General features: G+C 72.3%; 23 protein-coding genes. 6 read left to right on the plus strand and 17 right to left on the minus strand.

Going from position 1 to position 23106, the window contains the following annotated elements:
* Positions 1 to 63 precede the first annotated feature (63 nt).
* The 5 genes from MBSD_RS05545 to MBSD_RS05565 form a co-directional block, all read right to left on the minus strand.
* Complete coding sequence (locus MBSD_RS05545) at positions 64 to 900, minus strand: DUF72 domain-containing protein (protein ID WP_062535854.1); 837 nt, start codon at positions 898 to 900, stop codon at positions 64 to 66.
* Between the two features lie 59 nt (positions 901 to 959).
* Positions 960 to 2528: a D-alanyl-D-alanine carboxypeptidase/D-alanyl-D-alanine endopeptidase gene (gene dacB / locus MBSD_RS05550; protein ID WP_062535856.1), complete on the minus strand. Its 1569-nt coding sequence runs from the start codon at positions 2526 to 2528 to the stop codon at positions 960 to 962.
* A 97-nt stretch (positions 2529 to 2625) separates the two neighbouring features.
* Positions 2626 to 3051, minus strand: coding sequence for a VOC family protein (locus MBSD_RS05555; protein WP_062535928.1), 426 nt, complete (start codon positions 3049 to 3051; stop codon positions 2626 to 2628).
* Between the two features lie 101 nt (positions 3052 to 3152).
* The gene (locus MBSD_RS05560) at positions 3153 to 3968 is read right to left on the minus strand and encodes an AraC family transcriptional regulator (protein WP_062535858.1); all 816 of its coding nucleotides are present in this window, start codon (positions 3966 to 3968) and stop codon (positions 3153 to 3155) included.
* A gap of 77 nt (positions 3969 to 4045) precedes the next feature.
* A complete protein-coding gene (locus MBSD_RS05565) occupies positions 4046 to 4936 on the minus strand; it encodes a LysR family transcriptional regulator (RefSeq protein WP_187300559.1) in 891 nt (296 codons plus the stop codon).
* Between the two features lie 400 nt (positions 4937 to 5336).
* On the opposite strand from MBSD_RS05565, the gene MBSD_RS05570 reads away from it, so the two are divergent.
* Together MBSD_RS05570 and MBSD_RS05575 are read left to right on the plus strand one after the other, a co-directional pair.
* Positions 5337 to 6371 carry a helix-turn-helix transcriptional regulator gene (locus tag MBSD_RS05570; protein WP_148667814.1) on the plus strand — a complete coding sequence of 345 codons (1035 nt, stop codon included), beginning with the start codon at positions 5337 to 5339 and terminating at the stop codon, positions 6369 to 6371.
* Positions 6372 to 6487: 116 nt separating this feature from the next.
* Positions 6488 to 9343, plus strand: a complete 2856-nt coding sequence (locus tag MBSD_RS05575; protein ID WP_062535864.1) for a TonB-dependent receptor plug domain-containing protein — start codon at positions 6488 to 6490, stop codon at positions 9341 to 9343.
* A gap of 57 nt (positions 9344 to 9400) precedes the next feature.
* Here the strand turns inward: MBSD_RS05575 and MBSD_RS05580 are convergent, their stop codons facing one another.
* Together MBSD_RS05580 and MBSD_RS05585 are read right to left on the minus strand one after the other, a co-directional pair.
* Entirely contained in the window at positions 9401 to 10834 is a 1434-nt protein-coding gene (locus tag MBSD_RS05580) for an amidohydrolase family protein (RefSeq protein ID WP_062535866.1), read from the minus strand.
* Positions 10835 to 10870: 36 nt separating this feature from the next.
* Positions 10871 to 11335, minus strand: coding sequence for a DUF1579 family protein (locus tag MBSD_RS05585; protein WP_062535867.1), 465 nt, complete (start codon positions 11333 to 11335; stop codon positions 10871 to 10873).
* A 141-nt stretch (positions 11336 to 11476) separates the two neighbouring features.
* Here MBSD_RS05585 and MBSD_RS15730 point away from each other — a divergent pair, with 141 nt between their 5' ends.
* Positions 11477 to 11977, plus strand: a complete 501-nt coding sequence (locus MBSD_RS15730) for a hypothetical protein (RefSeq protein WP_062535869.1) — start codon at positions 11477 to 11479, stop codon at positions 11975 to 11977.
* Complete coding sequence (locus tag MBSD_RS05590) at positions 11974 to 13320, plus strand: GAF domain-containing protein (RefSeq protein ID WP_062535871.1); 1347 nt, start codon at positions 11974 to 11976, stop codon at positions 13318 to 13320. The genes MBSD_RS15730 and MBSD_RS05590 overlap by 4 nt, the downstream gene beginning before the upstream one ends.
* A gap of 13 nt (positions 13321 to 13333) precedes the next feature.
* Here the strand turns inward: MBSD_RS05590 and MBSD_RS05595 are convergent, their stop codons facing one another.
* The 6 genes from MBSD_RS05595 to MBSD_RS05620 all read right to left on the minus strand — a co-directional run bounded on the left by MBSD_RS05595 (position 13334) and on the right by MBSD_RS05620 (position 17741).
* Positions 13334 to 14035 (minus strand): hemerythrin domain-containing protein, encoded by a 702-nt coding sequence (locus tag MBSD_RS05595; RefSeq protein ID WP_062535873.1) that lies wholly within the window; start codon positions 14033 to 14035, stop codon positions 13334 to 13336.
* A gap of 146 nt (positions 14036 to 14181) precedes the next feature.
* On the minus strand, positions 14182 to 15111 hold the full coding sequence (locus tag MBSD_RS05600; protein WP_062535875.1) for a DMT family transporter: 930 nt from the start codon (positions 15109 to 15111) through the stop codon (positions 14182 to 14184).
* Between the two features lie 65 nt (positions 15112 to 15176).
* Positions 15177 to 15470, minus strand: a complete 294-nt coding sequence (locus MBSD_RS05605) for a hypothetical protein (RefSeq protein ID WP_062535876.1) — start codon at positions 15468 to 15470, stop codon at positions 15177 to 15179.
* Between the two features lie 16 nt (positions 15471 to 15486).
* On the minus strand, positions 15487 to 15684 hold the full coding sequence (locus MBSD_RS05610; RefSeq protein ID WP_062535878.1) for a YgaP family membrane protein: 198 nt from the start codon (positions 15682 to 15684) through the stop codon (positions 15487 to 15489).
* Between the two features lie 24 nt (positions 15685 to 15708).
* The gene (locus tag MBSD_RS05615; protein WP_062535880.1) at positions 15709 to 16728 is read right to left on the minus strand and encodes a cytochrome-c peroxidase; all 1020 of its coding nucleotides are present in this window, start codon (positions 16726 to 16728) and stop codon (positions 15709 to 15711) included.
* A 95-nt stretch (positions 16729 to 16823) separates the two neighbouring features.
* Entirely contained in the window at positions 16824 to 17741 is a 918-nt protein-coding gene (locus tag MBSD_RS05620) for a LysR substrate-binding domain-containing protein (RefSeq protein ID WP_062535882.1), read from the minus strand.
* Between the two features lie 101 nt (positions 17742 to 17842).
* Between MBSD_RS05620 and MBSD_RS05625 the strand changes: the two genes are divergently transcribed.
* Together MBSD_RS05625 and MBSD_RS05630 are read left to right on the plus strand one after the other, a co-directional pair.
* A complete protein-coding gene (locus MBSD_RS05625; protein ID WP_062535884.1) occupies positions 17843 to 18787 on the plus strand; it encodes a DMT family transporter in 945 nt (314 codons plus the stop codon).
* A 104-nt stretch (positions 18788 to 18891) separates the two neighbouring features.
* Positions 18892 to 19884 carry a ribose-phosphate diphosphokinase gene (locus tag MBSD_RS05630; protein ID WP_062535886.1) on the plus strand — a complete coding sequence of 331 codons (993 nt, stop codon included), beginning with the start codon at positions 18892 to 18894 and terminating at the stop codon, positions 19882 to 19884.
* A gap of 76 nt (positions 19885 to 19960) precedes the next feature.
* Here the strand turns inward: MBSD_RS05630 and MBSD_RS05635 are convergent, their stop codons facing one another.
* The 4 genes from MBSD_RS05635 to MBSD_RS05650 all read right to left on the minus strand — a co-directional run bounded on the left by MBSD_RS05635 (position 19961) and on the right by MBSD_RS05650 (position 23061).
* Entirely contained in the window at positions 19961 to 21004 is a 1044-nt protein-coding gene (locus tag MBSD_RS05635; protein ID WP_062535888.1) for a hypothetical protein, read from the minus strand.
* Between the two features lie 74 nt (positions 21005 to 21078).
* Positions 21079 to 21696, minus strand: a complete 618-nt coding sequence (locus tag MBSD_RS05640) for an FmdE family protein (protein WP_062535890.1) — start codon at positions 21694 to 21696, stop codon at positions 21079 to 21081.
* Positions 21697 to 21729: 33 nt separating this feature from the next.
* Entirely contained in the window at positions 21730 to 21987 is a 258-nt protein-coding gene (locus tag MBSD_RS05645) for a DUF2249 domain-containing protein (RefSeq protein ID WP_062535892.1), read from the minus strand.
* Positions 21988 to 22056: 69 nt separating this feature from the next.
* Positions 22057 to 23061, minus strand: coding sequence for a CapA family protein (locus MBSD_RS05650; RefSeq protein ID WP_062535893.1), 1005 nt, complete (start codon positions 23059 to 23061; stop codon positions 22057 to 22059).
* Positions 23062 to 23106 lie beyond the last annotated feature (45 nt).

The raw sequence follows: 23106 nt of genomic DNA on the forward strand, positions 1-23106 counted from the left end.
CCGCGCCGCGCGGCCGCGAGCCGAAGCCGCCTTCGCGCGCGCAGCGGCGCGGCGCCGCCGTCTTCAGCCGCGCAGCCGCGCCAGCAGCGCCTGCGCGGCGGCCGGATTGCGCGCCTTGGCGCTGCTGATGAAGTAGACGAACACGTCGCGCGGGGTCCGCCGCGCGGGTGCGGGCTGCACGTACGGCAGGTCCGCCGGCGCGCCGCCCTCGGCCCACTGCCTGGCGCGCGCGGCCCACGCGTCGAGCGCGTCCGGCGCGTAGCCGGCCGGCTCCTCGGCGCGGCTGCGCATCAGCCGCGCGTAGACGAAGTCGCCGGTGGGATCGGCGAACGAGGGATATGCGTCGGAGTCGGTGAACACGCTGGGCAGGCGATGCGCGCGGGCGAGATCGAGATAGGCGTCGCAGAGGAAGCTCGGGTGGCGCACTTCCAGCACGTGACGCAATGGGCGGCCGTCCAGCGCGCGCGGCAGCAGGTCGAGGAAGGCGGCGAAGTCGTCGCGTTCGAAGCGGCGCGAGGGCGGGAACTGCCAGAGGATCGGCCCCAGCCGGTCGCCCAGCTCGGCCAGGCCGCCGAACACGAAGGCGTCGATGGTCTTGCCGGCGTTGGCCAGCGCCTTGCCTTCGACGACGTAGCGCGGCGCCTTCAGCGAGAACACGAAGCCGTCCGGCGTCTCGCTGCGCCACTTGGCGTAGGTCGCCGGCTTCTGCGCGCCGTACCAGGTGCCGTTGATCTCGATCGCGGTGAGCTGGCGGCTGGCGTATTCGAGCTCGCGCCGCTGCGGCAGGTCGGCCGGATAGAAACTGGCGCGCCACGGCGCGAAGGTCCAGCCGCCGATGCCGACGCGGATGCGCGGCGCGGCGGAGGCGGCGGCGAACAGGTCGGCGGTGGGCGAGGGCATGGACACCTGCGTGCGTTGCCGCCGCCACGATAGCCGCGCGGCGCGCGCCGATCCAGCCGCTACGGCTGTGTTGTCGCGCCGGCGTAGCCGGCCAGCAGCGCGGCGATCGCGTCGAGGTCGGCGCCGGGCGCGGGCGCGGCCGACGCACCCTGCGCATCGGTCGGGCGCAGGTAGCGGTCCAGCATCAGCGCGAACGCGAGGGGTTCGCCGGCGGCGTCGGTGACGTAGCCGGACAGCGCGTAGCTGTGCGCCAGCGTGCCGGTCTTGGCGCGCAGGCGGCCGTCGGCGGGCGTGCCGGCGAAGCGGTGGTCGAGCGTGCCGTCGACGCCGGCGACCGGCAGCGCGTCGAGATACGTCTGCGCGAACGGCTGCGTGCGCACCCAGGCCAGCAGCGTGGTGGTCGCGCGCGGCGTGACCAGGTCCTTGCGCGACAGGCCGCTGCCTTCCTCGAACGTCGCCGCGCCGGGCGCGATGCCGATGCGCGCCAGCAGCGCGCGCAGCGCGCACAGGCCCCAGCCTTCGCTGGTGTCGGGCGGCCGCGCGCGGTCGGCGCAGACGCCGCGCCGCGCGGCCTGCACGCCGACCTGCAGCAGCAGGTGCTGCGCGTAGAGGTTGTCGGAATCCTTCAGCGCGCGACGCACCAGCTCGGACAGCGGCGGCGAGGCGAGTTCGGCGAGCGTCTGCAGGTCCGGCGAGGCCAGCGCGGGATCGGCTTGCGGCCAGCGCAGCGCGCGCACCCTGCCGTCGATGCGGACGCCGCGGCGCGCGAGCGCCGTGCGCAGCAGGTTGCCGGCCAGCATCGCGGGATCGGGCGCCGACAGCGTGTAGCTGCGCGCGTCGACGCCGGCGGGCAGGCTGCCCAGCGCGTACAGCGCGGCTGTGCCGGGCGCGCGGTACAGGCCGAGCGCGGCGCCGGATGACGCGGAGGTGCGGTTGACCACGGCGACGCCCGCTTCCGCAGGCGTCACCGTCACCGCGCAGCAGCGCGCGCCGTCGCGCGTCACCGTCACCTGCACCGCGTTGTCGGCGACGCCGAGCGCCGACACCGGCGCGGCGAAGCCGCTCTGCAGATCGCCGGCTTCCCAGCCGCTGCCGAATTCCGGGCCCTGGTAGAAGGTGGCGTCGGCGACCAGATCGCCGCGCACGCGGACGATGCCGCGTGCGACGACGGCGGCGGTGAAGCGCTCGGCCCAGTCGGCGGTGGGGCCGTCGGCCGCGCCGAAGCCGGGATCGCCGCGGCCGACCAGCAGCAGGTCGCCGCGCAGCACGCCGTGCGGGCCGGGCGCGCGCGTCGCGTACAGCGAGGTGGCGATGCGGTAGTTCGCGCCCAGCGCGTCCAGTGCCAGCGCCGCGGTGTACAGCTTGGCGTTCGACGCCGGCACGGCCAGCTTGTCGGCGTCGTGCGCGTACAGCGTGCGCCCGCTGTCCAGCGCGACCACGTGGATGCCCCATGCCGCCGCGGCGAAACGCGGCTGCGCGAGATAGGCGTCGATGCGCGCGGCGAGCGCGGCCGGCGACTTTGGCGCGACGACGGCGACTGGCGGCGGCGCCGATGCGCGCGGCGGCGCGACGCTGCACGCAGCCAGCGCCAGTGCGGCCAGCAGGCCGGGCAGTCGGTTCGAGGTCATGCGACGGTGCTCATGCTCCCCCATGCGCGGGTAGGTTAACGGAGCATCCGTCGTCGTGGACGTCGCCCGGACGGATACGGCGCGGATACGGCCCCGTTCAGACCCAGGGGTCGTAGCTGCCGAACCACCACAGGTGGCCTTCGGGGTCGCGGCAGCTGTAGCCCTTGCCGCCGTAGTCCTTCGCCGCGAGCGGATCGACGATCTCCGCGCCGGCGGCGACGGCGCGCGCGTAGTGCGCGTCGCAGTCGGCGACGACGACACACGGGCACTGCGTCTCGCGGCCGCCGATCTCGTCCGGCTGGGCGATGCGCCGGCCCCATGCGCTGCCGTTGTCGACCGGGCCCAGCATGATCATGCCGTTGCCGAAGGTGAGCTGCGCGTGCTGCACCACGCCGCGCTCGTCGACGTAGACGGCGTGCTTCTCGAAGCCGAAGGCGCGGCACAGCCAGTCGATGGCGGCGAGCGCGTCGCGGTAGCGCAAGGCGGGGATGATGGTGGCGACGGTGGCGGCGGCTTCGGACATGACGATGGTCTCCATGCAGATCGGCGACGGCCGTGGCCGTCCGAGGCGCGCAGACTAGGCGCGCGCGCCGGCCTGCGTCTTGTAGATTTCGGCGGCCGCGCCTACGGCAGCGGGATGTGGTTGACGTGGCCGTCGCGCGCCGCGAGGTACGCGCCCGGCGTCATGCCGGCGAAGCGGCGGAACTCGTGCACCAGATGCGCCTGGTCGTGGAAGCCGGCGTCGGCGGCGACGCGCGCCCAGTCGATGCGCTCGCGGCGCTGCGTCGCGGCGATCACCTCGCGGAAGCGCTGCAGGCGCACGTAGCGCATCGGCCCCATGCCGACGTGCTCGCGGAACAGTTCGCGGAACCGCCGCGGCGACAGGCCGACGGCCTTTGCCATCGCCGCCGGTCCCTCGGCATCCGGCCGGCGGTCGAAGCCGGCGACGGCGGCGCCGACCGCGGGATGCAGCCGCGGCTCGGCGACGCGCGCGCGCAGCCAGCGCTGCACGATCGCCATGCGCGCCTGCGGCGACGCCGCGTCCAGCAGGCGCTCGCGTAGCCGTGCGCCGCCGTCGCCGAGCAGGTCGGCGAGGTCGGTGTGGCGGTCGCACAGGCGATCGACGCGCTCGCGGAAGTACGGGTAGGCGCCGCCGGGCCGGAACACCACGCCCATCACCGCGATCTGCTCGGTGGTGTCGATCACGAAGCTCCTCGTGCTTGGGCCGTCCAGCACGCTGCCGGACATGCGCAGGCAGGGAAACCCCGGCGCGTCGGCGTACACGCGCGTCGCGTCCTCGTGGAGGTTGATGATCAGCGTCGCGCCCGGTGCAGGCAGGATGCGCTCCAGCCGGTGCGGGCCGGGCGCGACCTGCCAGTCCCAGATCTGGACGATGGTCGCCGCCAGCGGCGCGGCGGGAGTGATGGCGAGAAAGCCCATCGGCGTCTCCGCGGGTCCGCACCCATGCTAGCGCGGCCCGCGCCGGCGCGCCCGCCGCTAGCGCACGACAGGCGCGCTCAGGCGGCGCGTGCCACGTCTTGCTGCAGGTGCTCGATGAGGAAGTCGAGGAAGACGCGTACCTTCTGCGGCGTCTGCCGACCGGGCGGATAGATCGCGTAGAGGGTGTTGTCGTCGAGGAAGGCGAAGTCCTCCAGCACGCGGACCAGACGGCCGGCCTCGAGATCGCGGCGCACCACGTATTCCGGGAGGATCAGGACGCCTTCGCCGCACACGGCCAACTCGAGCAGGGCGGTGGCGGAGTTGATGCGGTAACCGCGCCGTGGCTGCACGCGCCACTGCGCGGCGCCGCGGCTGAAACGCCATTCGACCGATCCGTCGTGGCACTCGAGCAGCAGGCAGGCATGCCGCTCCAGCTCTTCCGGCGACGCGGGCACGCCGTGCGCCTTCAGGTAGGAGGGCGCCGCGCAGATCACGTCGCGCTCGTGCGCGAGGCGGCGCGCGACCATGTTCGGCGGCGGCGAATCGAGGAAGCGCAGCGCGAGGTCGTAACCGGTCTCGACCAGGTCGATCATGCGGTCGGTGAACGACAGCTTGATCTCCAGCTGCGGATAGCGGCGCCGGAACGCCGGCAACAGCGGTGTCAGCACCAGCGGTCCGAAGCCGACGGTGGCGTTGATCCGCAACCGCCCGCGCGGTTCGCCCTGCAGGCTGGCCACGGTTTCGCGCGACAGCGCCATCTCCTCGAGGATGCGGCGGCAGTGCGCGTAGTACGCGTTGCCGGTATCGGTCAGCGCGAGCTTGCGCGTGGTGCGATGGATCAGGCGCGCGCCGAGTTCCGCCTCGAGGCGGGCGACGTGACGGCTGACCACCGAGGGCGCGACGCCCATGCGTTCCGCGGCAGCCGAGAAGGTGCCGGTCTCGGCCACGCGCGCGAACGTCGCGATCAAGGAAAGCTCATCCACGGGCATGCAGGCATTGCTCCAGCGACAAGAGTGTTGTGCGGGCGGCCGTCTTCACGGTCCGGCGGCGCGGTCGCACGATGGCCGGCAACGACGCGCGCGGCGCATGACCTTGCGCACTGCGCCCGCCGCCGCCGGATGCGCGTCGCGCACGCCGCCCGCGGTTTTGTGTTCCCGGCGAATTCCAGTCCCCGATCATGTCGTCGAACCCTGTCCTCGTGGATGTGCCGGAAGACGTGCGCGCCGCCGAAGCGGCCGCACCGCCGCGCCACGGCGGCATCCGCGCGCCCGCCGCGACCGCGCAATTCCTGCCACGCCGGCGCGCCGCAAGTGCCGATCCCGGGACGTCTCGTCTCGCTACGCTTTCCTCGCCCTCCAATGGGCAGAGTTGTGCAAGTGCAGTAGAAAGGGCCCTTGGCATGCCACCGGGATCGGGACCCCGGTGGCTGCCGTTTCGCGCGGATGCGGCGGTCGGGGTCGCGAGGTCGCGGCGATGAAGCTGGCCGTGCGTCGAGTGACGCCGGGTTCGGGTCTCGCGCTGGACCGCGACGACGGCGCGCTGGCCGCGCTGACGGACGGGCTGATGCTCGTCGAGCTTGGCGAGTCCGCCGCGCTTTCCGTTCCTCCGCGATTTGCCGGCCTCTGGTGCCCGCGCGTCGGGCGCGTCCACGCTTCCAGTGTCGACGGCGAGCTGGCGCTGACCGGTGACACGGTTTTCGCGTCCGACTCCGAGCGCGCGCTCGAGATCGCCTGCGCGGCCGGCGCGCGTTGCGTCGGCGTGTTGGCCACGCAGCGCACCTGGGCGCGGCTGAGTTCGGTCGCCACCGGAGCGATCGCGCCCGCGCCGACGGTGTTCCCGGCGCTGCACGAGGCGCCCGCCGGATTCGGCGCGGCCCTGACGCAGCTTGCCGCGGCCGCCGCGCAGGCGTCGGTGTTGCCGACCGCGCGCATCGCCTGGCTGGCCCACGCCCTGCACGATATGCAGGCGCCATACGCCGACCTGATCGCGCGTTGCCGCGGCCGTTCGCTGGTGCACCGCAAGCAGACGTTCCTGCGCCTGCAGCGCGTGCGCCATCGCATCGCCACCTGCACCGACGGCGAACTCGACGTCGCGCAACTGGCGCGCATGGCCAGCTATTCCAACTGGCACCTGATCCGTTCGTTCAGCGCGGTGTTCGGCGAAACGCCCTATGCGCACTTCATGGCGCACCGCATCGCGCGCGCGCGCGGGCTGATCGAGAAAAGCGCGCTCGGCATCGGCGATATCGCCATGGCGACGGGCTTCGACAGCCAATCTTCGCTGACGCGCGCTATCAAGCGGCATCTCGGCGTGTCTTCCAGCGAACTGCGCCGGCGCCCGGATGCGGCGGCGCAGACGGCCGTGCGCGGCGAATACGACGCAGCGGAGCCGTCACCGCGATGATGGCAATTCCTGCCATGCGGGAAGGCATTCGCGGCGGCTTGCCGCGATTTTACGAAACCTAAACTTCCGCGGCCGGAAGCGTTCCGGCATTCCTTGTCAGCAAGCAGGAGAACTTCATGTCGAATCCGCTGATCCAGCGGTCGATCCGTCACGCCCTCGCGTCGCGTGGCCTCGGCAAGCTTCCGCTCCTCGTTCCCGCTCTCGCCGCCGCCGCCCCGTTCGCGGCCGCGGCGCAGGATGCCGTACAGCCTGCCGCGAAGCCGCAGTCGCTGGAGACGATCGTCGTCACCGGTTCGCGCATCCGCCGCGTGGACCTCGAGACCGCGAGCCCCGTGTTCTCGATCGATCGCGCGCAGATCCAGCAGTCGGGCAAGGTCACCCTCGGCGATCTGGTGCAGCAGATTCCGGCGATCTCCGGCAATGCCAACAATCCGCAGGTGAACAACGGCGGCGGCGACGGCGCATCGCGCGTTTCCCTGCGCGGCCTCGGCGACCAGCGCACGCTGGTGCTGGTCAACGGCCAGCGCGTGGTCGACGGCGACGTCAACGCCATTCCCGCGGCCATGGTCGAGCGCGTGGAAGTCCTCAAGGACGGCGCTTCGGCCGTGTACGGCTCCGACGCCATCGCCGGCGTGGTCAACTTCATCCTGCGCTCGAATTACCAGGGCGCGGAGTTCGCCGCCAACTACGGCGTGTCCGCGCGCGGCGACGGCGCGCGCAAGGGCTATACCCTGGCCTTCGGCCAGAGCGGCGACCAGGGCAGCGTGATCGGCGGCGTCGGTTACGACCACTTCGACGCGGTCAGTGCCTCCAGCCGCGACTTCTCGAAGGCGACCTACAACCTCCGTCACGGCCAGAAGGTCACCTCCGGTTCTTTTGCATCGGTCAGCGGCCTGATCTTCGCGCCGCAGTTCGCCAACTGCCCGAACCAGTTTGGCGCAGGCACGTACGACCCGTCCGCACCCGGCGGCAACGGCATTCCCGCCGGCTACCGCTGCTACGTGGACCCGTCGGCTTCCGGTCCGGGCGACACCTACAACTATCAGGCGACCAACCTGATCCTGACGCCGCAGGAGCGCACGCACGCGTTCATGCAGGCGAAGTATCGCCTCAACGACGACATCGAAGCGTTCCTGGACGTCTTCCACAACAGAACGACGTCCGAATCGCAGCTCGCCCCGGAGCCGCTGGACTTCGCCGGCGAGGGCATCACCCTGTCGGCGGGCAATCCGAACAATCCGTTCGGCGTGCCGATTGGCGGTGACGGCTCGGTCGGCGATCTCGCCATCCGCATGTTCGCGCTGGGCAACCGCCAGTTGCATTACACGACCACCAGCGATCAGGCGGTGGCCGGTCTGAAGGGCGGCGTCGGCGACACCAGCTGGCAGTGGGAAGCCGATTTGAACTACGGCCACTACAGCCAGTTGGGCCAGTCCTACGGCTATCTCGACACCGCCGGCCTCGTCGCCGACGGCTCGCTGGGCGACAACTGCGTGCAGGGCAGTTCGGCCAAGGGCGGCTGCCTGAACATCTTCAACCAGAAAGACCCGGCCACCGCGGCGCTGCTCAAGCTGTATGCGGCGAATCCGTTCTACAACACGCTGTACACCATGCGTCAGGCCGAGGTCAGCGCGAACGGCGAGCTGTTCGAACTGCCCGCGGGTGCGGTCAGCCTGGCGGCGGGCGGCACCTACCGCAAGGAATACCAGCACTACATGGTCGACTACATCGCCGTAGCCGACCCCGAGACCGGCAACTGCAAGATCCAGTCGGAAGCGTGCTCGACGCCCAACCAGGGCGGCTTCAGTGTCAAGGAGGCCTACGCGGAACTGTTCCTGCCGGTACTGAAGGACCTGCCGTTCGCCAAGGTCGTCAACGTGACGATCGGCAGCCGCTACTCTGACTACAACCTGGCGGGCAACACCACCAACAGCAAGCTCGCCGTCGAGTGGCGTCCGATCGACGACCTGCTGCTGCGCGGCACGGTGGCCGCGGTGTTCCGCGCGCCAAACATCAACGAGCTGTATGCCGGCGCGGCGACTTCGTTCGACACCTACACCACGCCGTGCGGCCCGAACGACGCCGTCGATCCTGTGCACGGCCGCGCCTGCGTGGGCGGCGGCCTGTCGCGTTCGGGCGACCAGATCCAGACGCTGATCTCCGGTGCGATCCCGGCCGGCGGCACGCTCCGGCCGGAGAAGGGCAAGTCCTTCGACTGGGGCTTCGTCTACGACCCGCACTGGCTGGAAGGCTTCTCGGCCAACGTCGATCTGTGGCGGATCTACCTGACCGACCTGATCGTGCGCCCGACGGCGCAGACCGTGGTCGACATGTGCTACACGAACCCGAACAGCGCGTACTGCGACAACATCACGTGGCTCGGCAACGGTGCGATCAACATCGTCAAGGCGCCGTACACCAACCTGGGGCGTCTCGACACGCGTGGCGTGGACATGGGCTTCAAGTACCGCCTGCCCGAGACCCGCTACGGCAACTTCGCGCTGTCGCTCGACAGCACGTACATCGCGCAGTACGACAACGACCAGACCCCGGGCCTGCCCGGCGACGTGGTCAGCCACGTGGCCGCTCACTACAACAGCCAGTACGGCAACTACGCGCGCTGGCGCGCGCTGGCGGGCGTGAACTGGAACCTGGGCGCCTGGTCGGCGGCGTGGAACCTGCGCTACATCGGTCCGCTCAGCGTCGGCAGCGCCGACCTGTCGCAGGGCTACTCGGCCGACCAGAAGGTGCCGGGCGTGGTGCTGCGCTTCGGCGCGCAGGTCTACAACAACTTCAGCGTGGGCTACGACCTCAAGGCGTTCAACAGCCGCATCGACATGGGCGTCGACAACGCCTTCGACAAGCAGCCGCCGCTGATGTACCAGAACAACGTCGAGAACGCGAACACCGACGTCAACACGTACGACACGCTGGGCCGCTACTGGTGGGGCCGCGTGACCGTCAAGTTCTGACCGGAAGCAGAACGGCACATTCGAGCCGCGCGGCGCGAGCCGCGCGGCTTTTTTGCTTCAGCGTGTGCCGACGTCGCCGCGCACGCTGTCGCGCAGCTTCGCCGCGTCGTAGCCGATGCCGTCCTTGAACACCCACTGCACCTTGCGCAGCGCGCGCGGATCGTGGGTGGGATCGCCGTCGATCACGCTCAGGTCGGCGCGCTTGCCGACGGCGACGCTGCCGGTTTCCCCGTCGATGTGCAGGAACTTCGCGCCGTTCAGCGTTGCCACCTGCACCGCCTGCGGCAACGTCAGGCCGGCCTCGACCAGCAGTTCGACCTCGCGCGCGTTGGAGTAGCCGGGCACCACGCCGCCGTTGCCGGTCGGGTCGGTGCCGCTGACCAGCAGGCCGCCGGCGTCAAGGAATGCCTTCTCGAAGGCCATGCCGTGCTTGAACGCGTCGATCGCGGTCTGTGAGTGGCCCGCAGTCACGGCGGCGTAGGCGCGCAGGTAGTTGTCGCGCGCTTGTGCGGACATCAGGTCGAGCACGCCGGCAGGCAGCGGCGGTCGGCCTGGGGTGAACGCCTCGAACACCGGCAGGGTCGAGGTCAGCGCGACGCGGCGCGCGACCAGCGTGCGGATCAGCGCCTGCGCCTGCGGACCCTGCACGTCAAGCGCGGCGATCGACTTCGCCACCTCGGCGTAGGGCGGGCAGCGGTCCGGCTGCTTGTCCTTGACGAAATCGGTGGCGACGAACACGCCGTGTTCGAGGTCGTCGATGCCGAGGGCCGCCGCTTCCGCGAGCGTCACCGAGCAGAGATGCCCGGTGACGCGCGCGCCGTGCGCGTGCGCCTCGTCGATCACCGCCTTCAGCGTCTTGCGGCTGATCGTGGTGTAGGTCTTGAAGTCGCGCGCGCCGAGGTCGATCCAGTGGCGCACTTCCTCGCGCGCGCTGCGCGGCGTGCCGAAGTCCGGCACCTGCATGATCGGGAATTCGGGACTGGCGGCGGTGAGGTAGGGGCCGGTGAAGAAGATATGCGGCCCGACCGCGCGGCCGGCGTCGATCCATTGCTTGATGCCGAGGTCGGCGTACGGGTTGATGCTGCCGGCGGTGCGCATGGTGGTGACGCCGCCGGCGAGGTACAGCCGCGGGAAGCTGTACGGCATGCTGGCGTAGGACAGCCGCCCGGTCGGATAGAACAGGTGCTCGTGCAGCATCACGTAGCCGGGCAGCAGGGTCTTGCCGGCGAGGTCGATGCGCCGGGCTTCGGCCGGGATCGCCACGCTGCCGTCGTCGCCGACCGCGGCGATGCGGCCGTCGCGGATCAGCACGGTGACGTGCGCGCGCGGCGCCGCGCCGGTGCCGTCGATCAGTCGCGCGCCGGTCAGCGCCAGCACCTTGGCGTCGTAGGCGACGAAGTCGTGCGGATCGACGCCGGGCGGCTGGTCGGACGCGGCCGTGGCGCCGACCACGAGCGACAGACCGAGACAGAGCGCGAGCAGACGATTCATGCGGATCTCCCCGGAGGCGAAGCGTGGCGCGGCGATTCAGTCCGCGCGGCGGCGATAGTCGCCGGTCAGGAAGGCGGCGAAGGCGTCCTGGCCGGGCAGGCGCGTCTCGATGGCGAAACCGAGGCGGTCGCCGCCGGCATGGTAGGCATAGCGCGCCTCGCCGCGCGGCGTGCTTTTCGCCAGGCGCAGCACGTCGCCGTCCCACCGGCCGCGTGCCGGTTCCGGCGGGAAGCCGGCGCTGTCGAACCACCACCACAGCACGTCGCCGCCGGCCGGGTCGAGCATCATCACGCCGTGGGCGCGGAAGGCGACGCGGCCGTCGCGCGTCTGCTCGTAGTCCTGCAGCAGCATCAGGCCGTCGACGGCCATGCGGCAGACGAGGCGCCCGCGCGCGACGCCGGCTGCGGCCCAGGGCGAGGGCGCCAGGCGTTCCTCGCCCTCCCAGACGCCGGCGAGGCGGGCGAGCTGCGCGTGCGCGGGACCGGGTTGCGGCATGTCCATCGGAGGCTCCCTGGTGCGAAGACGCCGGCCATTCTGGCATTGCCGCACGGTCCGCGCGAAGCGCGCGCCGGCGGCGACGGACGCAGCGGCGCTCGGCTATGCTGTCGGCGGACTTTCGCCTGATCCGACCGCCGATACGCCATGCCGCCCATCCCCGTTTCCGCCTGGCTCGATCCGGACTGGGTGCGTTTCATCGAGGGCGGCGTCTCCATCACCGTCGCCTCGCGCGACGCCGCCAACGTGCCGACGCTGAGCAAGGGCTACGGCTGCCGGGTGCTGGACGGCGATCGCGGCGTGCGCATCCTGGTGGTGGGTTCGCAGTCGATGGAGCTGCTGCGCGACATCGAGACCGGCGGCGCGGTGGCGGCGGTGTTCGCCGAGGTCGGCACGCACCGCGCGCTGCAGCTGAAGGGCACGGACGCGCGCGTGGAAATGGCCGACGCCGAAGATCGCGAGCACGCCCGGCGCTACTGCGAAGGCTTCAGCCGCAACCTCGTCGCGCTGGGCTTCGCGCCCGGCCTGCTGCAGGGGTTCTTCGAGTACGCCGCCGACGACCTGCGCGTGGTGGCGTTCGTGCCCGTCGAGGCGTTCCTGCAGACGCCCGGCCCCAAGGCCGGATCGAAGATCGGGAGCGCGCCGTGAGCACGACGCTGGACGCGATCCGCGCCTGCCTGGACGGCGCCATCCCGGCGGTGATCGCCACCTGCGCGCCGGACGGCACGCCCAACGTCGCCTACGCCTCGCAGGTCGAGATCGTCGACTGCGACCACGTCGCGCTGTCCTTCCAGTTCTTCAACAAGACACATCAGAACGTGCTGGCGCACCCGCTGGCGACGGTGCTGGTGATCCACCCGCAGACCGCCGCGCGCTACCGCCTGTACCTGCGCTTCGAACGCACCGAGACCGAGGGCGCGCTGTTCCAGCGCATGAAGGCGCGTCTCGCCGGCATCGCCTCGCACACCGGCATGAGCGGCGTGTTCCGCCTGCTCGGCGCGGACATCTACCGCGTGCTGCGCATCGAGCGCATCGACGCGCCGGAGCGCCGTCGCCAGGACGCCGAGCGCAACCTGCTGCCGGCGGTGCGCCTGCTGACGCAGCGGATCGCCGCAGCGACCGACATGGACGCGCTGTTCGAGCAGACGCTGGACGGGCTCGACCGCCACTTCGGCGTGGGGCACGCGATGATCCTGCTGTGCGACCGCGCGCGCACGCGGCTGTACACGGTCGCCAGCCGCGGCTACGCCGCTTCCGGCGTCGGCTCGGAGATTCCGTTCGGCGCCGGCATCGTCGGCGTGGTCGCCCAGTACCGCACCTCGATCCGCATCAACCACAAGGCCGCGGAATACGCCTACGGGCGCGCCGTGCGCGAGGCGGCGCTGGGCGAGGGCGCGGCGGACGCGCTGGAGACGGCGATCCCGTTCCCCGGCCTCGCCGAACCCGGCAGCCAGCTGGCGGTGCCGGTCGAGGCCGGCGGCGAGCTGCTCGGCGTGCTGTACGCGGAAAGCGCGCAGGACCTGCGCTTCAGCCACGACGACGAAGACGCGCTCGGCGCGGTCGCCGCGGCGCTGGGCGTCGTCGTGCGCGCGTTGCGCGACGAAGCGGAGAGCGAAGAGGCGGCGGAAGCCTCGGCGCCGGCGGCGCCGGCCGCCGACGTCGAGCCGGTGACGGTGCGGCGCTACCGGCGCGACAACAGCATCTTTCTCGGCGACGACTACCTGATCAAGGGCGTCGCCGGCGCGATCCTGTGGCGGCTGCTGAGCGGCTACGTGCAGGACGGCCGCGTCGACTACAGCAACCGCGAGCTGCGCCTCGACCCGGCGATCGGCCTGCCCGACGTGGTCGACAATCTGGAAGCGCGGCTGATCCTGCTGGCCAAGCGCCTGTCCGAGCGCGCCGATTGGCTCGGCATCGACAAGACCGGGCGCGGCCGCTTCCGCCTGCGCGTCGCCCGCCCGGTGCAGCTGGTCGAGCACGCCGCGGGCTGAGCCCGCGGCGCGTTCACGCGGCGATGCCGGCCGCCGCCTCGTCGAGGCCGAGCGCAGCGCGCAGCTTGTCCTGCTCGTGCGCGTCCAGCAGCGGCATCAGCATCGCCAGCACGCCGGCGAAGGCCGGCTCCGGCATGCCGGCGCGCATGCGCGCGAGGAACTGCACGCGCTCGCCGTGCGCCAGCGCCGGCACGATCAGACGCAGCGCGCGCGGCCGCTTGGCCTCGGGGATGGAGGCGACCAGCGCCTGCTCGATCGCCAGCAGCTCCGCGTCGCCGTAGTGCGTCCACAGCACGGCGTTGTTGTGTTCCTCCTCGAAGCGCATGTGCGTCAGGTTCTCGGCGACGAAGGTGGAGAACGCGAGGTAGAGCCGATGCGCCAGCTCGGCGCGCTCGTGCCCGCGGCTGATGGCCACGTGCGAGCACAGCGCGTGCAGGGCGGCGATCTCGGCCTGGTGGTGCGCGTGCTCGATGGTGGCGGCGTCGGCGGAGCCGGGCGCGCGCGCTTCCATCGCGGCGTGCACGAAGCGGTTCTCGTGTTCGAGATGGTCGAGGCAGAGGTCGAGCAGGTCGCCGACCAGGTCGAGGGTGGCTTCGACCTGCCCGGCGTCGTTGCAGTCCATGCGGCCCAGGGCGGTCAGGGCTTCGGCCATGCGGGCGCGCAGGCCCTTGTGGATCGGGCCGTACATGTTCATGCGTGCGTTGGCGGCGTTCATGCGTTGCGGGTCCGTCTACTCGAGGAGAGGCGGGCGCGGGAGCGCCCGGCAATGGCCCGCCAGCGTAGACGCGCGCGGCCGGCGGCGTTGCTAAATCGCCGCTAAGCGCTTCCTAAAAGATTCCTATCCGGCGCGGCCGCGCGGATTCAGTCGGCGATGCCCTTGGATTCCGCCGTGCCCAGCACTTCGGGATGATCGGCGGGCGCGCTGCGCCGCGTCAGCAGCGGGTGCAGGAACACCGCGGCGAGGATGATCGCTACGCCGGTATAGAAGGCCGCCGACAGTTCGCGCTGCTCGCCCAGCAGCAGCGCGGCCAGCACGATCGCGTAGACCGGTTCCAGGTTGGTGGTCAACTGCACGCCGAACGCGCTCAACCGGCGCAACGCCACCAGCGCCAACGCGAACGGCAGCAGCGTGCAGCCCAGCGCGAGTACCAGCAGCAGGACGGCGTCGCGCGGGCCGGGCAGCGGCAACAGCGGTCCCGCATGCGGCAGCAGCGGCGCCAGCAGGGTCAGGAACGCCGTGCCGGCACCGAGTTCGAGGCAGGTCACGGTCAGCGGGTCGGCGTGCTCGACGAAGCGCTTGTTGAGCGCGCCGAACAGGGCGACGAACAGCGCCGAGACCACGCCGGCGGCGACGCCGGCGCGCATGCCCGCGGGGATGCCGCCCACCACCAGCGCCACGCCGGGCAGCACGGCGATGCCGAGCAGCAGCTCGCGCGGGTCGAAGCGGCGGCGCGCCAGCCAGGGCTCGAGCAGCGAGAGGAATACGGGACCCAGCGCGATCGTGGTCGCGCCGACCGAGGCGTTGGCCAGCTTGACCGCGGCGTAGAAGGTCAGCCAGTGCAGCGATACCAGCACGCCGACGCCGGCGTAGGCGAAGCGCAGCCGCGCCGGCATCGCGCGCAGACCGCGCCAGACGCGCGGCACCAGCAGCAGCGCCGCGGCGACGATCAGCGTGCGCCACCACACCAGCGCCAGCGCCGGCAGCGTGATCAGCTTGCCGAGGATGGCGGTGAAGCCCCACAGCAGCACGCACAGGTGGATCTGCAGCAGGGCCTTGCGGTGGGTCGGCATCGGAACGGCACGGGAGCGGCGGAGCCCCACAGCGTGCAGCGTTTTCGTGCCGTCGGGAAGAGGGCTCAGAACTCGTCGACGATCTCGATGGGCACGCCGAGGTCGATGCCGGTGGCCTCGGCCAGCTCGCGCACGCGCTCGGCGGTTTCGCGGTCCGGCGCCTCCACCTCGATGGCGTGCATGCCGGGGCCGATGTCGTCGGACAGCCCGGCGGAGCTCGAATCCTCGTCGTCGAGGTGCGGCATCAGGTCGGCCACTTCCTCGATGTGCTCGATGCCGGGCAGGCCCTGCAGGGTGACGGCCAGCGCGCGGGCGTCGTCGGCGCTGCCGGTGATGCGGATGTGGACGGTCACGGCCATGGTGCGATACCCGTTTTCAGCGCGCCTTGCGGCCGCGCGTGTCGACGCCGAGCAGCCGGTACAGCGGGCACATGCCGACCACCGCGGTGGCCAGCGGGATCAGGCCGAGCAGGCCGAACCAGCGCGCGTTGCCCGGCGTCAGCAGCAGGCTCAGCAGGGCCAGACCGAGCATGGTGCGGATCAGGCGATCGGTGAAACCCACGTTGATCTTCATGGCGATACTCCGCGGACGGCCCGTTCAGTGCAGCATGTCGCCCGGCGTCGGCGGCAGCTGCGGCATGCTCTGCGCGGGGAACGGTCCGGTCAGGCTCTCGAGGAAAGCGGCGATGTCGGCGGCCTGGGCGTCGTCGAGTTGCTTGTCGAGTTGCGTCGAGGCCATCACCTTCACCGCTTCCGGCAAGGTCTGCACCAGGCCGTTGTGGAAGTAGGGCGCGGTGTAGACCAGGTTGCGCAGCCCCGGCACGCGCCAAAGGTTCTGGTCTTCCGGTTTGCCGGTGACCGTGGCGCGGCCGCCGTCGTCGAGCAGGCGGTAGCGGGCGACGTAGGGGTTGTTGGTGTAGGTCGGGAACTTCTGGAAGAAGCCGGTGCCCTGCGGCAGCGCGGGGCCGCTGAAGTTGGGGCCGGAATGGCAGGCGGTGCAGCCGACGTCGGCGAACGCCTGCATGCCGCGCCGCTGCTGCGCCGACAGCGCGCTCTTGTCGCCGCGGGCGTAGCGGTCGTAGGCGCTGTCGGGGGTGATCAGCGTGCGCTCGTAGGCGGCGATGGCGCGTGCGATGCTGTCGGCGTCGATCGTCGCGCTCGCGCCGAACGCGCGGCGGAAGTACGGCAGGTAGCCGCCGATGCGGCGCATGCGGTCGACCGCCAGCTCCATCTTCGGCATGCCCATCTCGCTGGGATTGACAATCGGCCCCTTGGCCTGTTCCTCCAGCGACGGCGCGCGGCCGTCCCAGAACTGCACCGACAGGAAGGCCGCGTTCCACACGGTCGGCGCGTTGCGGCCGCCGAGCTGGCCGTGCACGCCCATCGAGGTGGGCCGGTGGTCGTCGCCGCCCTCCATCACGTTGTGGCAGCTCGCGCAGGCGACGGTGCCGGTGGACGAAAGGCGCGTGTCGAAGAACAGCATCTTGCCGAGCAGCGCCTTCTCCGGCGTGGTCGGGTTGTCGGCCGGCGCCGGCGCGACCATGGGCAGCGCCTGCCATTCGGCGGCGCCGGCGGCGCTGGCGAGCGAGAGGAGCGCGGCGAGCAGGACGGGACGCATGAGACGATGCACCGTGGGGAACGCGGCCAGCGTCGCGCGCCGTCGCCGCCCGGTGTTGACGTGCGTCAAGCTGCGGTCGCGTGCGGACGCGCGGCTCAGGCCATCGCGTTGGCGGCGACGCTGGACGCATGCGCCTCGCGCTGCAGCCAGTCGATCAGCGCGGCGGCGGCGGGCGAGGGCGTGCGCTCGGCGGGATGCACGGCGTAGTAGGCGAAGCGCGTCGGCAGGACCGGTCCCGGCAGGCGCACCAGCCGGCCGTCGGCGAGGAACGGCTGCGCCAGGTGCTTGCGCGCCAGCACCGCGCCCAGCCCGGCGGCGGCGGCGTTCAGCGCGTCGTCGGCGTCGCTGAAGGTGTGCATGTTGGCGAGGCGCACCGTGCGCACGCCGGCGGCGCGGAACCATTCGCGCCAGCCTTCCAGGCCGAGGTCGAAGATCAGCGGCAGGCGCGCGATCTGCGCGGGTGCGGCGATGCCTTCGATGCCGGGCAGGGTCGGCGCCGCCGCCGGGAACAGCGCGTCGTCCATCAGGAAGTGCGCGGTCAGACCGGGCCAGCGGCCGGGGCCGTGACGCACCACCAGGTCGGGACCGGCGGCGTCGAAGCGGGTCAGCGTGCGCTCGGTCTCGATGGTCAGGCGGATCTGCGGGTGCGCCGCGACGAAGCGCGGCAGCCGCGGCACCAGCCAGCACGCCGCCAGCGAGGGCAGCACGTTGACGCGCACGCGTTGCGCGCCCTGCGGTCGGCGCAGCCCGGCCAGCGCGGCGATCGCGGCGTCGATGTCGGTGACCGCGGCCGCCACCGCGTCGGCCAGCACGCCGCCTTCCGGCGTCAGCGCGACGCCGCGCGCGTGGCGCTGGAACAGGGTCACGCCGAGCAGCGTTTCCAGCTTGCGCACGTGGTGGCTGACCGCGGAGGCGGTGAGGTGCAGCTCGTCGGCCGCGTGGGCGAGGTTCTGGTGCCGCGCGGCGGAGGCGAACACGTGCAGGGAAGGCAGCCAGGCGGAGCGCAGCGACATGCGTGCCAACAAAAATTTTTGAGGCTGGTTGGAAAATTATGCGCTTGTTGGCGCAGGTTTGTGAGGACAGTATGCGCCAGCCATCAAATCATTTTGCCAGTATGCGAGACATCGAGCGCACCGCCGGCAGTTCCGCCCCGGCTGCCCCCGCCGCGGCCGCACGCGACTGGGTGACCCCGCTCGAGCTGGTCGCGCTGGGGGCGATCTGGGGCGCGTCGTTCCTGTTCATGCGCGTCGCCGCGCCGGCGTTCGGGCCGATCCCGCTGGTGGAAGTGCGGCTCGCGCTGGGCGCGCTGGTGCTGTCGCCGCTGCTGTGGCGGGCGCGGGCGCAGATCGCACCGTCGATGTGGTGGCGTCTCGCCGGCATCGGCGCGATCAACTCGGCGCTGCCGTTCACCCTGTTCGCCTGGGCCGCGGAGCGCGCGCCGGCCGGCATCGGCGCGATCACCAACAGCATGACCGTGTTGTTCACCGCGCTGGTCGCCTTCGTCGGCTTCGGCGAGCGCATCGGCACGCGCCGCGCGGCCGGCCTGCTGGCCGGCTTCGCCGGCGTGGTGGTGCTGGCCAGCGGCCGTACCGCGGGCGAGGGCGTGATGCTGGCGGCGATCGCCGGCACGCTGGCGGCGCTGTGCTACGGCATCGCCGCGGTGCTGATCCGCCGCTATCTGGTCGGCCTGCCGCCGGTGGCGGTGGCCTCGGCGACGCTGGTCTGCGCCTCGCTGCTGGTCGCGCCGCTGGCAGTCGCCACCTGGCCCGGCAGCGCGCCGCGGCCGCTCGACTGGGCCTGCGTGTTCCTGCTGGGCGCGTTGTGCACCGGTCTCGCCTACGCGTTCTATTTCCGCCTGATCCGCCGCATCGGCCCGGCGCGCGCGGTCACCGTGACTTACCTGGTCCCGCTGTTCGGCGTGATCTGGGCGTGGCTGGCGCTGGGCGAGCCGCTGACCATGACGATGGCGATCGCCGGCGCGCTGATCCTCGGCGGCGTCGCCCTCAGCCAGGGCGCGCAGGCGGCCAAGCCGGCGCCCGCCGCCGCCGGGCGGCGCTGATCCTCCGCGCCGCGCGAGTTTGACTTGAGTCGGCACCGGTCGCGTCGCCGGCTGCCAGCATCGCCCTGCATGCCGCGCGACGCGCGGACGCAGGAGGCGAACGCATGGCCGAACACGGGCTCTGCCTGTTCGCGCTGGAGGCGAGCCGCGCCTACGGCGAGCGCATCGCCGCGCACCTCGGCGTGGGCCTGGCACCGCACGAGGAGCGCGAGTTCGAGGACGGCGAGCACAAGGCGCGGCCGCTGGCCAGCGTGCGCGACCGCGATGTGTACGTGGTGCAGTCGCTGTACGCCGACGCGACGCACAGCGTCAACGACAAGCTGTGCCGCCTGCTGTTCTTCCTCGGCGCGCTGCGCGACGCTTCCGCCGCGCGCGTCACCGCGGTGCTGCCTTACCTCTGCTACGCGCGCAAGGACCGCCGCTCCAAGCCGCGCGATCCGCTGACCACGCGCTACGTCGCCGCGCTGCTCGAGGCCGTCGGCATCGACCGCGTGCTGACGCTGGACGTGCACAACCTCGCCGCCTACCAGAACGCCTTCCGCTGCGTCGCCGAGCACCTGGAGGCGCGGCCGCTGCTGGTCGCGCACTATGCCGCGCGGCTGCGCGACGACGACGTGCTGGTGCTGTCGCCCGACGAGGGCGGCATCAAGCGCGCCGACGCCTTCCGCGAGGCGCTGGCGCGCGCGCTGCGCCGGCCGCCGGCGTTCGGCTTCATGGAGAAGCGGCGCAGCGGCGGCGTGGTGTCCGGCGAGACGCTGTTCGCCGAGGCGCGCGGGCGCAGCGTGCTGATCGTCGACGACCTGATCGGCACCGGCACCACCGCGCAGCGCGCGGCGCGTGCCGCGCGCGCGCAGGGCGCGGCGCACGTGTACGTCGCCGCGGCGCATGGCCTGTTCCTCGCCGGCGCGGGTGCGGTGCTGGCCGACGACGCGCTGGACCGTGTCGCCGTCTGCGACACGGTGCCGCCGTTCCGGCTGGACCCGGCGCTGGCGGCGCGCAAGCTCGACGTGGTGGATGCGAGCGGGCTGTTCGCCGAGGCGATCCGCCGCATGCACGAAGGCGGATCGCTGGTCGAATTGCAGGCGGAGCCGGGCTGACGAAGGTGGCAGGCGAGCGCATGCAGGCACCGCGTGCCATCCCTCTCGACATCGGCCGATTCGTCCGGCCATGCCTTCACTCCTCGCGCGGTGCGAGCCGCCGCGCGTGCAACGCCGCCAGCCGCAGGTACTGCCGCGCGCGCCGCCGCCACTTGGCGACGTGGGCGGCGCGCGGGTCCTCGAGATGCGAGGCGGCGGCCACCGCGCGGCGGTAGGCGCGCCACGCCATGTGGAATTCGAACAATGCCGGCGGCGGACGATCCGCGACGGTGCGCTGCCACGCCCGCAGCAGGCGCGCGCCCAACGCCGGCGCGCCCAGGCGTTCGCATTCCAGGGCGAGATACGCCAGCTCCTCCACCGGATCGAGCGCGCGCAGCGCGCGGTCGAATTCCAGGCAATCGACGATCAGCGGCGGCGCGCCCAGGTAGACGTGCTCCGGCCGCAGGTCGCCATGGCCCTCGACGATGCGGCGCTCGCGCGCGCGCCGCGCCAGCAGCTCGCCGCGATCGCGGAGAAACCGCAGCAGCGCCTTCGCCGGCGCCTCGACCGGTTCGCGCGCCAGCGCGAAGGCCGGGCGCGCGAGATAGCGCCGGTGCGCGCGCACGCCCTGCACGAAGTGGCGGCGATAGGCGTCAACGCCGATCGCGAGCGGCCGCGCCGCGCGGTAGAAGCCGGCGAGGCGCGCGGCGATGCGGCGCAGGTCGGCGTCGCGCACGCGGCGCGCGGCGATCGCGTGTTCGAGCGTGCGCGACGCCGGCAGGCGGCGCATTTTCACCAGCCAGTCCACGCGGCGTCCACGGCCGCCGAGATGCAGGCCGCCGCGCGCATCGCACGTCAGCGCGACCACGCCGAGATAGACGTCCGGCGCGAGCCGGCGGTTCAGGCGCACCTCGCGCCGGCAGTTCAGCCGGCGCGCCTGCGGCGAGCGGTAGTCGAGCGCGCCGAAGCGCAGCGGCTTCTTCAGCTTGTAGGCGTGGCGGCCGGCAAGGAACACCCAGGAGAAATGCGTCTCCACCGCCTGCACGCGCCACGGGCGTTCGGGGTAGGCGTCGGCGCGCCGCAGGAAGGCGACCTTCGCGCGCAGCGCGGCCGGCGTCTCGCGTTGGGGGGCTCGGCGCATGACCGGTCCTTGTCCGCACGCGGCGAGCATACGCCGGCACGTCGACGCCGTCGCGAATCCGGCATGAGCGCTGCTCAGGCAGCGACGCGGGCGACGCGCACCACGCGCGGATCGTCGGCGAACTCCAGCAGCAGGCGCCGCACGCGGTCCTGCCAGGCATCGGCGAACGCGGCCTGCTGGCGGGCATCGGCGCGGTCCTGCAGGATCGCGGCTAGCAACGCGCGCAGGTTCGGATCCGCCGGCACCGGCGAGATGTCCAGCGCGACCGCCACCGCGTTGCCGTTGTCGAGGCGGCGGAAGATCACCGCGTCGCCGTCGCGGCGTTCGGCGTAGCCGAGCAGACCGTTGCGCGCGTGGCGGCCGCCGATGCCCTGGAAACCGTTGTCGGCGGCGGCGCCGGTCAGCAGCGTCAGCACCTGCGCGATCACGCCGGTGGTGCCTTCGTTCTGCGGCGCCGGCATGCGCACGGCGATGCCGCCGCGCTCGGGCAGGCGGTCGGCGTACAGCGCGGACAGTGCGGCGCGGCCCATCAGGAACGCGCCGGCGACGGTCGGGCAGGAATGGCCGGCGAGGCGCACGGCGTCGAGGTAACGGTATTCGAGCACGCCGCCCGAGGCGGCGCCGAGCAGGGCGGCCAGCGGATCGCGGGTGCGCACCACGGGCGCCATGTCGAAGAAGTGCGGGTGGGTCATGCGGGACTGCTCGCGCGTGCGCGGCGGCGCATGTCAGCCGACGATGCCGAAGTCGATCACGATCGCGCCCGGCTCGCGTTGGCGGTAGGCGATCGTCAGGTGCTCGCCGAAGCGCTGGCGCAACTGTTCGAGCAGCGGCAGCGGATCGTGGTCGTTGACGAAGCGCATGGTCTCGCCCGGCTCCAGCGCGCTCAACGCGCCGAAGATCGCCGAATGGCGGAAGCGGCGGGCGACGCCGCGGGCGTCGAACAGGTGGGCGGTGTCGGGCGTGGGCGTGGCGCAACCGTGCATGTTGAAGTACTCGCGGGTGGACGGGGCGCTCAGCTTGCGCCGCAGGCCGCACGCCGACCCTGACCTGGATCAGACGCCTGGCGCCGCGGCGCCGGCCGGCGCGATGCCGAAGCAGCCGTCGCGGACGAGGACGTCGCTGCCGAGCGGCCGACAGGTCTCCGTCAGGCGAGCCGCCAGCCAGCGCTGCGCTTCGGCACCGGCGGGGCGGGTGCGCGCACAGTCGAGCTGCAGCGGAAAGGCCTGCAGCGCCAGCGCGCCCTGCGCGGCGAGCTCGACGCGGTACAACAGCTGGCGATCGTTGCGGTAGTGGGGATCGAGCGCGTAGTCGTCGAGCAGGTCGCCGGTCGAGTAGAGCACCACGCTGCCGCCGCGCCACTCCGCGCCGAGCACGTGGTGCGGGCTGTGGCCCCAGACCACGCGCGCGCCGGCGTCGACCAGCGCGTGCGCCAGGCGCCGGCGCGCCGGCGGGATCGTCGGCACCCAGTTCGCCATCCAGTGCAGCGAGACGATGGCGTGGTCGACCTCGCGCGCCAGCGCGGCGGTGCGCGCGATCAGCGTCTGGCGGTCGCGCCTGCGGTCGAGGTCGAGGTAGTGGATGCCGGGCTGCTGCGCGGTGGCGGCGAAATCGGGCTGGTGGTCGCAGCAGGCCAGCACGCCGATGCGCCGGCCCTGACACTCGACGATGCAGGGCGCCATGGCGGAGGCCAGATCGACGCCGGCGCCGGCCCAGCGGATGCCGCGCTGCGCGAGGGCGGCGAAGGTGTCGCGCAGGCCGTCCGGGCCGGCGTCGAGCGCGTGGTTGTTGGCGAGGCTGACCAGATCGACGCCGACCATCGCCAGCACGTCGGCGGCGACCGGATCGGCGCGGAAGTAGAACGCCTTGGGCGCGCCCGCGAAGCGCGCGTGGCGCGGCGTGATCGCGCATTCGAGGTTGACGCAGCGCAGGTCGGCCGCGGCGAACAGCGGCGCCAGCGGCGCGAGCGGATAGGCGGTGCCGCGTTCGCGCAGCGCCGCGTCGACGCCGCGTCCCAGCATGGCGTCGCCGCCGAGCAGCAGCCGCACGGTCGCGCCCATCGGCACCTCCGTCGCCCGCCGCCATTGTGCGCCGCGCGGCGCGGC

Source organism: Mizugakiibacter sediminis (assembly GCF_000953855.2).
GTDB classification, from domain to species: Bacteria; Pseudomonadota; Gammaproteobacteria; order Xanthomonadales; family Rhodanobacteraceae; genus Mizugakiibacter; species Mizugakiibacter sediminis.

Coding starts and splice junctions, on each gene's coding strand:
- MBSD_RS05545 (WP_062535854.1), bottom strand. CDS start 900: ATGCCCTCGCCCACCGCCGACCTGTTCGCCGCCGCCTCCGCCGCGCCG.
- dacB (WP_062535856.1), bottom strand. CDS start 2,528: ATGACCTCGAACCGACTGCCCGGCCTGCTGGCCGCACTGGCGCTGGCT.
- MBSD_RS05555 (WP_062535928.1), bottom strand. CDS start 3,051: ATGTCCGAAGCCGCCGCCACCGTCGCCACCATCATCCCCGCCTTGCGC.
- MBSD_RS05560 (WP_062535858.1), bottom strand. CDS start 3,968: ATGGGCTTTCTCGCCATCACTCCCGCCGCGCCGCTGGCGGCGACCATC.
- MBSD_RS05575 (WP_062535864.1), top strand. CDS start 6,488: ATGTCGAATCCGCTGATCCAGCGGTCGATCCGTCACGCCCTCGCGTCG.
- MBSD_RS05580 (WP_062535866.1), bottom strand. CDS start 10,834: ATGAATCGTCTGCTCGCGCTCTGTCTCGGTCTGTCGCTCGTGGTCGGC.
- MBSD_RS05585 (WP_062535867.1), bottom strand. CDS start 11,335: ATGGACATGCCGCAACCCGGTCCCGCGCACGCGCAGCTCGCCCGCCTC.
- MBSD_RS15730 (WP_062535869.1), top strand. CDS start 11,477: ATGCCGCCCATCCCCGTTTCCGCCTGGCTCGATCCGGACTGGGTGCGT.
- MBSD_RS05595 (WP_062535873.1), bottom strand. CDS start 14,035: ATGAACGCCGCCAACGCACGCATGAACATGTACGGCCCGATCCACAAG.
- MBSD_RS05600 (WP_062535875.1), bottom strand. CDS start 15,111: ATGCCGACCCACCGCAAGGCCCTGCTGCAGATCCACCTGTGCGTGCTG.
- MBSD_RS05605 (WP_062535876.1), bottom strand. CDS start 15,470: ATGGCCGTGACCGTCCACATCCGCATCACCGGCAGCGCCGACGACGCC.
- MBSD_RS05610 (WP_062535878.1), bottom strand. CDS start 15,684: ATGAAGATCAACGTGGGTTTCACCGATCGCCTGATCCGCACCATGCTC.
- MBSD_RS05615 (WP_062535880.1), bottom strand. CDS start 16,728: ATGCGTCCCGTCCTGCTCGCCGCGCTCCTCTCGCTCGCCAGCGCCGCC.
- MBSD_RS05620 (WP_062535882.1), bottom strand. CDS start 17,741: ATGTCGCTGCGCTCCGCCTGGCTGCCTTCCCTGCACGTGTTCGCCTCC.
- MBSD_RS05625 (WP_062535884.1), top strand. CDS start 17,843: ATGCGAGACATCGAGCGCACCGCCGGCAGTTCCGCCCCGGCTGCCCCC.
- MBSD_RS05630 (WP_062535886.1), top strand. CDS start 18,892: ATGGCCGAACACGGGCTCTGCCTGTTCGCGCTGGAGGCGAGCCGCGCC.
- MBSD_RS05635 (WP_062535888.1), bottom strand. CDS start 21,004: ATGCGCCGAGCCCCCCAACGCGAGACGCCGGCCGCGCTGCGCGCGAAG.
- MBSD_RS05640 (WP_062535890.1), bottom strand. CDS start 21,696: ATGACCCACCCGCACTTCTTCGACATGGCGCCCGTGGTGCGCACCCGC.
- MBSD_RS05645 (WP_062535892.1), bottom strand. CDS start 21,987: ATGCACGGTTGCGCCACGCCCACGCCCGACACCGCCCACCTGTTCGAC.
- MBSD_RS05650 (WP_062535893.1), bottom strand. CDS start 23,061: ATGGGCGCGACCGTGCGGCTGCTGCTCGGCGGCGACGCCATGCTGGGA.